Below are 12,921 nucleotides of genomic sequence, written 5' to 3'. Positions count from 1 at the left end.
ACCCAGACAACATAAGGATACTATTTGAACTTATGCCAACGGATATAATTACCCGTCCTGAGTCCCTTACAGAAGATTGTTTCTTTACTTATGCCCTTGGGACTGATTTGCATGATACTAATTTGACAGCCAAATATTTACGCCGAATCAGGAAAGAAGATAAACCCTATATCGACATAGCGGTTTCTCCCAGGCCAGGCTATCGGTTTGAGGTGTGCCTTATCCCTGTTGAAGGGTTTGCGAAAGAAACAATATTGACAAAAGATGGGTTTGCCAAAGCTTTAGCGATTATTTGTGCTGTATCTAACAAAGCTAGGAAGCGATTCCCTTCAGGAAATGGACAAGAGATTGTCCGGTGTCAATTTAGCAACTTAGCTGATGCAGTCGCAGTAGCGAACAGATTGTCTGCATTACCCTCTGATATGTATGAAACTCTCGTCAAGCTACCAAATGCTTTGTAAGATCGCGTCCGCTTGAACATTTATGATTAGAACTGATGCGGAGATATTTTAATGGTAGGTAACTAGACAGACTTGAGATTAAAAACTCAATGGTTCATACAAGACTTTTAACCCGAATGTGCAATTTTGATGTTTTTGCACGGTAAACTGTAATTCAAAGTGAGTTTTTTTTATGCCTACAAGTCCTTTGCGTGAAGAACCTCGTAACCAACGAGCGCCTGTAATTCGTACAAGTAATGAATTTATTCTTTTGGAATGGTTAAAGTCAACTGGTCGTCTAATCGAGCGTGAACATCAAGAATCTGAGTATCTAACTGAAGTAGAAGAAATTTCAGAAATGATAGACCTTGACGATATTCCTTATGATCATGACGATGATGATACTGAAATGGATTTAGAAGCCTAGCAGATTAGCCCAATTTTAGAGCTAGGGCGGTTATAAACCGAGGCTACACAAACAAAGTCCGCCTCCGCGGACTAAGGAAAAATTAAGTGTTTGTAATCTGCGTATGTGGGTAAAACCCTGTCTTGACGAGGTTTGTAACCGCCGATTTCACTTAAGTAATAAATAAAATAATTGTCCATTGCCAACTGTAACACCCGCGCGATCGCCTGCTATTTTCCCAGTACCTAAAAAATAATCTACTCTACCTGCACCTTTAATTGCACCTCCAGCGTCTTGGTCAAGAACATAGCGGCTAATAATCTGCTCCTCCATTTTTCCGGTAGGATTAACAAAAGGAATAGAAGCGCGAATCAACGCTAAAGCGCCAGGGGGCATGAGAGATTTATCTGTAGCAATAGAACGCTCTGCTGTTAATGGTACATTGATAGAACCTTGGGCTGGCTCACCGTGATTTTCTTGAAAAAAAACAAAGCTGCGATCGCGCGGAATATAAATATTTAATTCTTGGGGATGCTTTTGGAAATAGTCGAGAATAGTTGGCATAGTTACACCTTCTAGTGGTAATTTGCCATCATTGATTAATTCTCGCCCAATGCTTTTGTAGTTATAAGCGATATTACCCGCATAGCCGATTGTTGTCTGAGTACCATCGGGAAGCTGAATTCGCGCCGAACCTTGAATCTGAGCTAAATATGGTTCAAGGCGATCGCGAAACCAAAACAACTCTAATCCTCGCAATTTCCCTTTTGCACCTTGTAAACCATCTGCTCCTTCTAAGTCTTCACGTGTCGGATGAGGCCTAGGCCAGGAGTTTAAATCAGGAGGTAAGCGATAAACAGGATAGCGATATTCTGCTGTGGGGATGCGACTGGCTGCGTAAAGTGGCTCATAATAGGCGGTGAATAAAACAGCACCTTTGTTATCTGTACCCACTGACTGGTAAAGAACAAATTCCCGCTCGATGGCTTGATGTAATTCTGTTGCAGAATTAGTTTTTAATAGAAGTTCGCGGAATCTTTGCAAACTTTTTAAGACGCGATCGCGCGTAATCCCAGCCACCTGATAGTTTTGATAAGCAGCCGCCGCATTAGCTGTTTGCAGATATTGGAGACTGCGTGCGATCGCACTCAATAGTGCCTTTTTCTCTGGTATTTCTCCATAGAGTACTTCATCCAAACAAGAGCTATCACCTTGACAACAAGTAACTGGTAGTCTCTGAATCAATGGTGATTTTTGCTTTTGGAGAAATGCATTTTGATTTTCAGCAGTCAAGGAGACTGGTATATCCCACTTTTTCACCCTACATTCTGGCGGACTGAGTTCCCAATATGCCAAAGATTGCATCCGCACCAGCAAAATTGACAAAAACACAGGTAAGTTGATGGCAATAATTTTGTTAAATTTTCCTAAACCAGCAAGTGTCTTTTTCATCAAAATTCAAAATCTTTGATATTATCCCACTTTCCTCTAATTCAAAAATCACAAATTAAAACTAATTTACTTGTTTTACACCACCAAAATGTTTTCCCAATGCCCAATGCCCCATGCCCCATGCCCAATCCCTTATTCATTCATATTACGGTAAGTAGCAACTGCGGAAGGCGATATCCGGTTCAAATAGCGGAAAATCCAATATTTGAAAATGGTATCTAAAATCACTGGAAATGTAGCAATGAATAAGAAGATAAAATCTCTATTTGCTGGTAATCCCCAATGGCGTGATACACCTTCTAGGAGGACTTCCCAGCCATGAGGAGAGTGGAATCCTACAAATATATCAGTAAACAAAATGATGATAAATGCCTTAGCACTATCACTAAGTCCATAGACAATATGATCAAAGAAATCTTTGATCACAGCAATAGAAGACTTGCTGACAAGCAAAAGCCAGATAAAAGCAACCACCGAGAAAACATCTGCAAAAACATTTTTGATAGCATTAGAGCTTTCGCGACGAAATTCTTCAGAAATCTCTCTAGCCTTATTTTTCATTTCAGTTTCTATCTGTTCAGGCAACAGTGGAGGGGCTTTGATAATCAGATTTTCAAACTTGAGCCTTTCTTCAAATCTTTGTAATTCGACCAGGGCTTCCTCTTCCATTTCGGAATTAAGGAATATCTGCATTTGCTCACTGCTTCTAAATCGGTCAATAATTGGGCCTACTACGAAAGCTTTTGCTATCTGATGTGTCAAAAGTGGTATGATAATTAATAGTAAAATAAACCTGATAGATATTATTGTTCTTCTTTGAGTCTGACGAAAAGTCTGAATTACATCTTGTTCAGAGTTAGGGTCTAATTCAACTTGCAGACGACTGATAGTACTTAAAATAGAGCGGGGTAAAACGCCCATTGTATCAGCTTTCAGCTTTGATTTAGGTTTTTTATCCGAGTCTCTATTTGGTATTTTTGGTGGTAACGTTGGAGTATTTACGAGCAGCGAATCATCGTCAGATATTACAGAGTTAGCTGCTATGTTTGGAGGCCGAACTACTAAAGCTTTAGAAGTTGTTTGATCGGAAATATTTGTGTATTTGGATGTAACTTGATCGATGAAGTTGAGCTTTTCCAAAACCAAAGAAGGACTTAGATGCTGTATATCTGCTTTCTGAGCAGCTTTTTGATTCTCTTCATTTAGAAACCAACGGCTTGCTCTAAACTCCGTCAACCGCATCCTGACAATTTTTAATAGCTTCTTAAGGTCTGACTCAAAATAATCCATCACGCTATTACTGTACATGGCTGAGTCAATGTCTATTTTATTACCATTGAAATGCTTATCTTCTATTTCCTTAATCTTTAATGCTGCATCGTAAGCTTCATGTAAAGAACGTTCAGGAGTCTGTAAGTACCATCGATAAGTAGCAAGTAAGAAAGAATAGATTTTTTGACTAAAAACAGAGTTTTTCATTGCAGACAATCATCCAGCATTATTTGGTGATTCTTAACCTTAAGTTAACGCACGAGGTATACTAGCAAATCTAAAAGGAGAAAGTTTGTGGTTTCTCATTCGGTTTGGATTGTTGGCACTAGCCGTAGTGGTAAGACGGCTCGTTTGGTAGAGCAATTTTGTAATTGGTTAGAACCTGAGAATAAATACGCTGAATCATTTTATACTAAAAAAACAGGTCGTAAAAAAAGTGGTCATGTACCCGAATTTTTATATCTTAAACAAACAGAGCCGGGAGTTTTAGTCTTAGCTGCCAATGATGACAATCGTCGAGAGTTAGGAGACATAATTGTTACATCTACCTTGGGAAAATATCCGGTTCGTGCCAAGACGCCACTAGGTTTTTTTCAGGATGAAGTTATTTTATTTTGGCCGTTGCTAATTAACTCATTGAACCTGAAAGCACAGTTTCCGGTACGATTGCGGCCAGAAACGGAACAAGAATTAGCAACCAAACTCTGGCGTCCCCAATTAGACGAAGAAATTTTACGAATTGCGGGAGTGAATGAGTCTCGCCTGGTGCGTCGCATCCTAGATTTATTGCAATTAGCAGCTTATAGTGGTACTCCTTGCGAAGATATTGCCCAGATTTTGGCAAAGGGTCTGGGGGAAAATACTACAACTTTAGAGCCGGAATTTTTGGCATCTTTGCTGCTAGATTGGCGTAACTGGTGTTTAGAAAGGGGGTTACTAACTTATGGCATTATTACCGAACTCTATAGTCAATATTTATTAAGCGATCGCAATTACCAACAGCACCTAACTAAACGCTACCAGGCGGTACTGGCAGATGATGTCGATGATTATCCTAGCGTAGCGCGTCTTTTGTTTGAGTTGCTGTTAGATCAAGGCGCAATCGGGGCCTTTAGTTATAATCCCGATGGTGCAGTGCGATTGGGATTGGGAGCAGATCCCAACTATCTAGAAGGTTTAGCAGAGCGTTGTCGGGTAGAAATCTTGACCGGGCCGCCTCCAGAGTCTCTTGGTGAGCAACTCACTGAACAGATGGTGGAATTAGTCACAGAACCGATGATACTGTTGAGTTTACCTGAGATTGTGCATTCAATTCAAACCACCTCCCGCGCCCAATTATTGCGGCAAACAGCCGAGGTAATTGCTAATGCCATTCAATCAAAGCAAGTGCAACCAGAAGAAGTGGCGATTATTGCACCAGGTTTAGATGCGATCGCTCGTTATACTCTAGTAGAAATCCTCATCAAACAAAATATCCCAGTAGAATCGCTGAATGACCAACGTCCCCTAATTAGTTCACCCGTCATTCGCGCCTTACTCACCATGCTGGCACTAGTTTATCCCGGCTTGGGACGCCTTGTAGATCGGGATGCCGTCGCAGAAATGCTGGTTGTATTAAGCAGGAAACAACAACCACCAGAAAACTCCTCACTCCTCACTCCTAACTCTTCACTCAGCACTCAGCACTCAGCACTCAGCACTCAAATTGATCCGGTACGTGCTGGTTTGATTGCAGATTACTGCTTTGTACCGCATCCCGATCGCCCCAACTTGTTACCAGTATCAGCCTTCGAGCGTTGGGATCGAATCGGCTATGCAGCAACCACAGCCTATAATGACATATTACAGTGGTTAGAACAGCAGCGATCGCAACAAGAATTGCGGTTAATTCCCAGTCCCATTTCCCTCTTAGACAGAGCAATTCAGCGCTTTTTGTGGAATGGTAGCAATCTTCCTTACGAACAACTAGCAGCACTGCGAGAATTATTAGAAACCGCTCAACATTACTGGGAAATTGACACCAGACTACGACAAATTGCCCCAGTTGAGACAACGCCTCATACAACTATTATCGAATTTATTCAATTACTGCGACGTGGTACTATCACCGCCAACCCTTACCCCGTGCGTCCCATTGGTGGAGCGAGAAAAGCCGTCACCTTAGCAACTATATTTCAATATCGATCTAGTCGGCGATCGCACCAGTGGCATTTTTGGCTAGATGCTGGTTCACCTCTATGGGCCAAAGGTGGTGCAGCGACGTTATTCGGTGCGCCGTTTTTCCTCCGAGACAGGTTAGGCGAACCCTGGACAGCAGAAGATGAGAAATTGGCAGAAGAACAACGACTGCGAAGAATTTTGACAGATTTACTCTCTCGTGTATCCGAGAGAGTTTATTTGTGTCACAGCGATTTAGCCGTGAATGGACAAGAACAAATAGGGCCACTGTTACCCTTAGTGAATGCTTGTGTAACGGTTATTTCTGAGGCTAATGTTAATTGAATAGCTCAAGCTTAGATCCCCGACTTCTTCAAGAAGTCGGGGATCTCGTTATTCACGAATGATTAGTAATTTTTAATATAAATTTCGTGACCGAAACAGAAAAAGATACAGAGCAACTAAATTTATTAATAGGGATTATTAATTTTGAATTTTGAATTTTGAATTTTGAATTCGGAGCAAAGCGACGTGACTGTGGTTGAGTTTTAACAGGAGAACGAGAAGGAACTTGATCACGCCTTAAGAGCAAAGGAATACTGAGAAGTCCCAAAATAATTACTACTCCGGTCATTATCCAAACCATTAACCTATTTGGTTTATAATCTGCTCGTTCAATTTGCCAGAAAACTTGATTGTATCGCCACGCGGCTAATGCCACAGCCAAAATTCCAAAAATTACCAAAGCAAGACCCAAATTTTCCGAGTTAGATAATGGACTTACCGGAGGTTCTTGTTGAGTAAGAGTAATATTCAACTGGCGCAGAAATATACCAAATCGCGCGATCGCAAAACCAAAGCCAATCAATGAAATAGAAGTGCGTAGCCAAGCCAGAAATGTCCGTTCATTCGCTTGATGCTCCCTTTGACGGTCAGTTTTCGGTATTTTATCCATGAGTAGCTTCTGACGCCAAGTTCCCCTTGAAAAGTATTCATAACATTGAAAACATTGCTGTTAGCGGTAGCGGGGCGTTTAGCCCATTCTGACTCCTGACTCCTGAATTCTGTTCGATAAAAATTTACTCAAACAAAGTGAACTCTGTTTTCTACCACCGCTTTCCCTCCCCTTCTTTGTACAAATACTCTTTTAACTTACTTTTATGGAACTGCTGATATTCATTTAGATTATATTGATGGATGCGAATTCCAAGACTTGATAGCTTACCTTCAAGAACTTGTGCTATTTGATTATTCACATCTGGATAGTAGTGACTACCATCATAAGTATTATATGTTACGGTGGTTATCTCTGAAGGATATGATAAATCGTATGTTATATCGTAACTCTTGGAAGCTTCATAAATTGCCTGTAATTCGCAGTCTAGCAAACCACGAGCATAGCTTTCATTGAAAAGCTTCCAAACTGATATTGGTGGCACATATCCAACAATTTTAGCATTTGGAAATATATGTCGTATTTGTTTGTAATAGGCGATGCGAGAAAAGTTACATTTTTCTTGAGTTTTTTTATCTACAAATTCAGGTTTGTATTTAGGGGCATTAGCAAAAACTTTACCTTGGAAGTCTTGATCGTAGAATCTAATCTCTGTATTTAGCCTAAAAATTGTTTTTAAGGATAACTGCAAAGTATCTAGGGAGAATAGATAAGACTGATAGGCGGGTTTTGGTTCTGCTACCTCAACTTTATTTTTCAAGGCTGTCTTTTTGTCGAAGGTGAAATTGTAAGCGTCTATCCCCACATATATTTTTTGAGGATTAACTCCTTTATCTTTAACGTATTCGGCATATTTAACAAATTCCTCAGCTGTTCCAGCACTGAAAGAATAATTGAAACAAACATTATTCTTGAGTGCCTTACTATTTAACAGAGTTACACGAGAGCTACCAAAAATCAGGCAATCATACTTTCGCCTATCACTATGCAACAATAGATTAGTTTTGGTCAGTCTTTCATTATAGGGAACATTTATTGGATTTAACTTGTTCCCTTGAGTGTACCAGAGTGGATCAACAGCTAAATTTACTACTCCAATAAATGAGATAAGTGTACTTACCATTGTCAAGTAGGTTTTCAAATAAGCAAGCATCAGCTTTGATTCTCCCTAGAACTGAAAATATAAAAACTCACTAACTTTTGTAAGATGCAACAGTGCGATTACAGTTAAAACTGAAATGACTAAGGCATAGGTTTGATTAGGTTGCCACTGTAATCTAGACCAGAAAAGGCTATTAGATGAAAGCTTTTTTACTTTTTCATAATTAAAGACTGGATCGTACTTACCCATCCATTCCTGAACATTAGGTGTCAACCAGACGATCGCAAGTAAAATAGAAATATCAATAATTGCTTTTTTTAATCCTGATTCAATAATTTGAGTACTGAATAAGAAGCCATTTAATCCGATCATGCCCTTGACAATTATGAATGCCGTAGCCATGTTTTCTGCTCTGAAAAATACCCATCCGAAGACAACCGCGACAAATGTTATAAACCAACCAAGTTTTAAACTCAGCCAGTTATCTGTTTTCAAATCATACTTCTTTTGTAAAACATTCCATTCATGATTAATACTTAGATAAGTTCCATGCAATCCACCCCAAAAGACAAATTGCCAACCCTCACCGTGCCAAATTCCTCCCAGCAGCATGGTTATCATTAAATTCAAACTTCGTCTAATCTCACCTTTGCGATTACCACCCAAAGGGATGTATAGGTAATCTCGAAGAAAGTTAGAAAGGGTGATGTGCCACCTACGCCAGAAGTCACTAATGCTAGAAGCTTTATAAGGTGAAAAGAAGTTGACTGGTAACTTAATCCCGAACATCCTAGCTATCCCAATCGCCATGTCGGAATAACCAGAAAAATCAAAGTACAGCTGCAACGTGTAGGCTAGCGCACCAACCCAAGATTCTAAAAATGTGGGGAAAATACCACTAGCAGCAGTATTAAAGACTGGGCTTGCATAAGCAGCAATGTTATCTGCAAAAACAACTTTTTTAAATAATCCCAAACTGAAAATGGTAATACCTACTGCCATATTCTCCAAGTTAAACCGATACACAGTTTTGTCAGTGAATTGTGGCATTACCTCTGAGTGGTGAACAATAGGACCAGAAATTAGTTTAGGGAAAAAGGTGATAAATAGGCAGTAGTCTAAAAATTTAGTATTTTTCGTTTCCCCACAGTAAGAATCAACCAAGTAGGTAATTTGCTGGAAAGTAAAGAAGGATATCCCTAATGGCAGGATAATCTTTTGGAAATTAAAGTTTATACCTAATATATCGGCTGCACTTGAAACAAAAAAATTAGCATATTTGAAGCAACCAAGGATGATTAAATTAGCTATTATTCCTAAAATTATCAGTGTCTTTTTTCTGACTGGTGAGTTTAACTCTTGATTTAGTGTAGAACCTATAAAAAAATTTAAGGCAATTGAACCTAGAAGCAATAGTAAGTATCTTGGATTCCACCAACCATAAAAAAATAAAGAAGCAATCACTAACCAGGCGACTGCTAACCGTTGATAACCATATTTACCAAGAAAGAAAAATATGAAAATAGTAGTTGGTAAAAACAGAAATATAAACTCTAGGGAGTTAAATAACATACATTACACTTTTTCTATTTTGGTTAAATTAAGTAAAAACACGAGGAATATATCATAAGTGCATAGCTTATTTTGGTATTTTTACTGAATTTAATAAAAAGTAACGAAAAACTTCTCGATCAACAGTTCAAGGAAAATGAATGGCTGTGCTGACAATTTTGCGAAAACCCCAAGCGATCGCAAGAATCTTTACAATAGTAAATAAGGTAAAGATATATATCAGAGTCAAAATCAATGGGATTATTCGGATTCGGCAAAAAGTCAGTTATGCCCACACCTGAAGAAGCTTTGTCAGGAAGGGCACAGTCTATGTCAGTACCCGCGGCTCATTATGTCAACAAAAATCCCTTAAAAGCTCCTTTTCCCGATGGATTAGAGAAGGTAATCTTTGGTTTGGGTTGTTTTTGGGGTGCAGAACGCAAATTCTGGCAACTTAAAGGAGTTTACACCACCGCAGTGGGTTACGCTGCTGGTTTAACACCCAACCCCACTTATGAAGAGGTATGTAGTGGAAGAACTGGCCACAATGAAGTAGTGTTGGTTGTATTTGATCCCAAAGTGATTAGTTATGCCGAACTGCTGAAAGTCTTTTGGGAAAGCCACAATCCCACCCAAGGGATGCGCCAAGGTAATGATACTGGCACTCAATACCGTTCGGGAATTTATGTATATTCCGAAAATCAAAAGCAGCTAGCAGAAGCATCGCGGGAAGCTTATCAGCAAGCCCTCAACAGTGCAGGTTATGGCAAAATAACCACAGAAATCTTGGATGCACCTGAGTTCTACTACGCTGAAGCTTACCATCAGCAATACCTAGCTAAAAATCCCAACGGGTATTGTGGTTTAGGCGGGACAAATGTTTCTTGTCCCGTGGGTGTAGTTGAATCGCAAGTTAGTAGTTAGAAATAGAGTTGGTGGGGTAGTCAACTTCACGTGAGTTCGACGAACCTCTCCCTGCCTTGAACTTTAGTTCCAGTCTGTCCCTCTCCGAGTCGGAGAGGGATATGTTTTGTTTAGTTAAGAATATTTGTAGGTTGGGTTTCGCAAAGCCTCAACCCAACCTACACATTTTTATTTTTTGGGCTTAACCGAACCGTATTGCATTATAGTTCAGTAATTTATGAACGCCAGCTAAATACCTTTCTCATCGTAAATATAGCTATACTTGCACCTATTACTCCTAACATACTCGGAATTAAGAATCCAAAACCAGTTAAATTTTCATGAGCAGAAATAATGAATTTAAGTATTTTATTTGGATTCTTGTCTTCAAGATTAAAAATAAAAAAGATTACTACAGCTTCATACCCTGCTATAGCCCCAATTAATAGTCTAAATATTTCAATATAAAAATTTCTTTTACTTGTGATCATTAGAGTAGCTATTCCAGCAATTGCTCCTCCCAAAAAACATGATAAAATTATTACTATAAAAAATATTAATAATTCTTGAGGATCTGGCTGCCACATAATATTAAATTATTTATGGATATAAAATTTTTGCCACTTCAAAATATTATTGATTATCTACAGCTAAACAATTTAATAATAAATCACTTGGCGATGAGTTTCATAAGGTGTATTAGCTATGTCTACGACGGGCTACGCCTATGCGTAAAATACCGAAAGTATTGGAATGGTGCGTTAGCCAAGGGCATAACGCACCCTACAAGATTACGAATTACGAATTAGATGAGATAGGTGCTTTAACACTTTCAGGACAATATATATATCATCACGACTATCTAAAGCAAACAAATCAGATAGATCATATTGTGGAGTTTCAGTTTTTAGCAGTTTGATAAATCTAAATTCATTACCATTGGTGATAAAGCCAAAAACAGGTTTAGCCAAAGTTGCATCTGCCAACATATAAGCCAATGCTTGTGAAATTGCTGGCACTAACGAATAATCTGCTCGTTTTGCCTCAATAACCAAAACCCACAATGGAGGATGCAACACCAAGATGTTAATACGTCCTCTGATAATCGTGCCTTCGTCTTCAGAAGAGATTTTCACCTCTTCTTCTGAGGCAATGTAGAAAGGCGGTTGATAAAAACCTGCTATACGCAATAGTGGAGATAGCACCACCATTTTGACTACAGGTTCTAAAACAGGATATTTCGATAGATGCAAATATTCTGCCTTGACTTCGTTGAGAGATTCCTTTTCTAAGTTACTCAACTCAGGTAAATCATGCCGCCATTCTGAAAAAAAGTCTTCGTCGTCTGCAAGTTGTAGACCAAATTCATCAATCAGTTGGGCTAGGGTGATATCTTTTCCTTGAAGAATTTGAACCATTTGTTCAACCCTTATAATTATCTGCCTAAAAAACCCGGTTGATATTTACCCAAAAGACTGCTTTACAGCGCAGATTTGAGCAAAACGATCGCTCGAATCCACAACATAATACTAATAGGCGCTCCCAGGAGAATACCAGCGATCGCCCAACCTCTCTGATGTGCTTTGAATTGTTCAATACTACGCCACGGTCTACTTTTCCAAGCCCATTCATTGCCTTTAGCACCGAGTGCGATCGCCATTAACCACCAACCATGTGGTACAAAACAGAATAGCCCATACCACACTTGATTAGGCCACATCCACAACCAAGGCATCAAAAATGCCCCCCAATTCCAACCGAGAATTTCCTCTGGAACTGTTTCATTGTGATTATTTATCCCGCACCCAGAATTGTTGATTATTTCTCTTAGCGGCAAAAGTTGATTCCCGTTTACAGATTTGACAGTCAGTCCCGATTTGAGAGCATTCAGCGCTTGGTGGGCACTACTAAATCTTTGTTCGGGAGCGGGTTCTATCAACTTTTGTAGCCAACTGACAAAACTGGGACTGAGATTAACTCGGTCTGTAAATTGCAGTCGCAAATCCTGCTGGGGTAAATCAGAGGGGGAAGTCCCAGTTAACAAATGAATTAAAGTTGCTCCCAGTGCATAGAGGTCTGAAGCCGCAACCGCCCGACCACCAAATTGTTCCATTGGAGCATAACCATAAGTACCCACAACCGTAAAAGTAACGCCCTCTCTTGCCGCTTTATCTTGAACTGCGCCAAAATCAACTAAATAAACCCGATTATCGTCGCCCCAGATTAAATTACTCGGTTTAATATCTCTATGCAATACCCCTGGATTCAACTCATGTAGATACATGAGAATATTTAAAACCTCAACAGCAATTTTTCTCGCCCGCTTTTCAGTAAACCTTTTGCCAACAGCAAGTTTATCCTTGAGTGATTCACCAGGGATATATTCTTGTATTAGGGCAAACCAGAGTGTGCGATCGTCGATACAAAAATAATCAATATATTGAGGGATGCGGGGATGATTTAGCTGTTTAAGTATTTGTGCTTCCCTCTCAAAAAGTTTCAAATCATCCCACTGCACAGTACCGCCAAAAGCCAAAAGTTTGACTACAACAGTGGAATTATCGCCATCAGAGGCTTGTAAATCCAATGCTAGCCAAGTTTGACGAATTCCATTGTTACCGAGTTGGCGTTGAATTTGATAACGGTCTTGTAATATCTGTTCTGGTTGCAGCATCTTACACCT

The 12,921-nt window shown here is 39.5% G+C and carries 12 protein-coding genes and 1 pseudogene; 5 read left to right on the top strand and 8 right to left on the bottom strand.

Annotation, left to right across the window (positions count from 1 at the left end; translation table 11 throughout):
- Positions 1 to 32 precede the first annotated feature (32 nt).
- Entirely contained in the window at positions 33 to 461 is a 429-nt protein-coding gene (locus HUN01_RS05410; protein ID WP_181930407.1) for a hypothetical protein, read from the top strand.
- 172 nt (positions 462 to 633) lie between these two features.
- The gene (locus HUN01_RS05405; RefSeq protein ID WP_069074137.1) at positions 634 to 867 is read left to right on the top strand and encodes a DUF3134 domain-containing protein; all 234 of its coding nucleotides are present in this window, start codon (positions 634 to 636) and stop codon (positions 865 to 867) included.
- Between the two features lie 147 nt (positions 868 to 1,014).
- Here HUN01_RS05405 and mltA read toward each other — a convergent pair whose 3' ends face one another.
- Both mltA and HUN01_RS05395 read right to left on the bottom strand, forming a co-directional pair.
- On the bottom strand, positions 1,015 to 2,298 hold the full coding sequence (gene mltA / locus HUN01_RS05400) for a murein transglycosylase A (protein ID WP_181930406.1): 1,284 nt from the start codon (positions 2,296 to 2,298) through the stop codon (positions 1,015 to 1,017).
- A gap of 132 nt (positions 2,299 to 2,430) precedes the next feature.
- Entirely contained in the window at positions 2,431 to 3,777 is a 1,347-nt protein-coding gene (locus tag HUN01_RS05395) for a proton extrusion protein PcxA (RefSeq protein ID WP_181930405.1), read from the bottom strand.
- Between the two features lie 87 nt (positions 3,778 to 3,864).
- Here HUN01_RS05395 and HUN01_RS05390 point away from each other — a divergent pair, with 87 nt between their 5' ends.
- Positions 3,865 to 6,072: a PD-(D/E)XK nuclease family protein gene (locus HUN01_RS05390; protein ID WP_181930404.1), complete on the top strand. Its 2,208-nt coding sequence runs from the start codon at positions 3,865 to 3,867 to the stop codon at positions 6,070 to 6,072.
- 181 nt (positions 6,073 to 6,253) lie between these two features.
- Here the strand turns inward: HUN01_RS05390 and HUN01_RS05385 are convergent.
- The 3 genes and pseudogenes from HUN01_RS05385 to HUN01_RS05375 form a co-directional block, all read right to left on the bottom strand.
- Positions 6,254 to 6,682 (bottom strand): annotated as a pseudogene (locus HUN01_RS05385) (YidH family protein); the annotation flags it as partial.
- A gap of 151 nt (positions 6,683 to 6,833) precedes the next feature.
- On the bottom strand, positions 6,834 to 7,835 hold the full coding sequence (locus tag HUN01_RS05380; protein ID WP_181930402.1) for a hypothetical protein: 1,002 nt from the start codon (positions 7,833 to 7,835) through the stop codon (positions 6,834 to 6,836).
- Between the two features lie 15 nt (positions 7,836 to 7,850).
- Positions 7,851 to 9,356, bottom strand: coding sequence for an MBOAT family O-acyltransferase (locus tag HUN01_RS05375; RefSeq protein WP_181930401.1), 1,506 nt, complete (start codon positions 9,354 to 9,356; stop codon positions 7,851 to 7,853).
- 140 nt (positions 9,357 to 9,496) lie between these two features.
- Between HUN01_RS05375 and HUN01_RS05370 the strand changes: the two genes are divergently transcribed.
- The gene (locus HUN01_RS05370) at positions 9,497 to 9,637 is read left to right on the top strand and encodes a hypothetical protein (RefSeq protein ID WP_181932966.1); all 141 of its coding nucleotides are present in this window, start codon (positions 9,497 to 9,499) and stop codon (positions 9,635 to 9,637) included.
- The gene (gene msrA, locus HUN01_RS05365) at positions 9,591 to 10,259 is read left to right on the top strand and encodes a peptide-methionine (S)-S-oxide reductase MsrA (protein WP_181930400.1); all 669 of its coding nucleotides are present in this window, start codon (positions 9,591 to 9,593) and stop codon (positions 10,257 to 10,259) included. The genes HUN01_RS05370 and msrA overlap by 47 nt, the downstream gene beginning before the upstream one ends.
- A gap of 215 nt (positions 10,260 to 10,474) precedes the next feature.
- On the opposite strand, the gene HUN01_RS05360 is transcribed toward msrA, so the two are convergent.
- The 3 genes from HUN01_RS05360 to HUN01_RS05350 all read right to left on the bottom strand — a co-directional run bounded on the left by HUN01_RS05360 (position 10,475) and on the right by HUN01_RS05350 (position 12,912).
- Positions 10,475 to 10,825, bottom strand: a complete 351-nt coding sequence (locus tag HUN01_RS05360; protein ID WP_181930399.1) for a hypothetical protein — start codon at positions 10,823 to 10,825, stop codon at positions 10,475 to 10,477.
- 204 nt (positions 10,826 to 11,029) lie between these two features.
- Positions 11,030 to 11,656: a restriction endonuclease subunit R gene (locus HUN01_RS05355; protein WP_181930398.1), complete on the bottom strand. Its 627-nt coding sequence runs from the start codon at positions 11,654 to 11,656 to the stop codon at positions 11,030 to 11,032.
- Positions 11,657 to 11,718: 62 nt separating this feature from the next.
- Positions 11,719 to 12,912, bottom strand: a complete 1,194-nt coding sequence (locus HUN01_RS05350; protein ID WP_181930397.1) for a serine/threonine protein kinase — start codon at positions 12,910 to 12,912, stop codon at positions 11,719 to 11,721.
- Positions 12,913 to 12,921: the final 9 nt, after the last annotated feature.

The organism is Nostoc edaphicum CCNP1411 (genome assembly GCF_014023275.1).
In the GTDB taxonomy this organism is placed as follows: Bacteria; Cyanobacteriota; Cyanobacteriia; order Cyanobacteriales; family Nostocaceae; genus Nostoc; species Nostoc edaphicum_A.
The sequence above is the reverse complement of the archived record's forward strand: the minus strand, read 5'-3'. Positions and strand labels throughout refer to the sequence as shown.

Bases quoted from the DNA above. Each gene is read 5' to 3' on its own strand.
- HUN01_RS05395 (WP_181930405.1), bottom strand. From the start codon at position 3,777: ATGAAAAACTCTGTTTTTAGTCAAAAAATCTATTCTTTCTTACTTGCT.
- HUN01_RS05375 (WP_181930401.1), bottom strand. From the start codon at position 9,356: ATGTTATTTAACTCCCTAGAGTTTATATTTCTGTTTTTACCAACTACT.
- HUN01_RS05355 (WP_181930398.1), bottom strand. From the start codon at position 11,656: ATGGTTCAAATTCTTCAAGGAAAAGATATCACCCTAGCCCAACTGATT.
- HUN01_RS05350 (WP_181930397.1), bottom strand. From the start codon at position 12,912: ATGCTGCAACCAGAACAGATATTACAAGACCGTTATCAAATTCAACGC.
- msrA (WP_181930400.1), top strand. From the start codon at position 9,591: ATGGGATTATTCGGATTCGGCAAAAAGTCAGTTATGCCCACACCTGAA.
- HUN01_RS05360 (WP_181930399.1), bottom strand. From the start codon at position 10,825: ATGTGGCAGCCAGATCCTCAAGAATTATTAATATTTTTTATAGTAATA.
- HUN01_RS05380 (WP_181930402.1), bottom strand. From the start codon at position 7,835: ATGCTTGCTTATTTGAAAACCTACTTGACAATGGTAAGTACACTTATC.
- HUN01_RS05410 (WP_181930407.1), top strand. From the start codon at position 33: ATGCCAACGGATATAATTACCCGTCCTGAGTCCCTTACAGAAGATTGT.
- HUN01_RS05405 (WP_069074137.1), top strand. From the start codon at position 634: ATGCCTACAAGTCCTTTGCGTGAAGAACCTCGTAACCAACGAGCGCCT.
- mltA (WP_181930406.1), bottom strand. From the start codon at position 2,298: ATGAAAAAGACACTTGCTGGTTTAGGAAAATTTAACAAAATTATTGCC.
- HUN01_RS05370 (WP_181932966.1), top strand. From the start codon at position 9,497: ATGGCTGTGCTGACAATTTTGCGAAAACCCCAAGCGATCGCAAGAATC.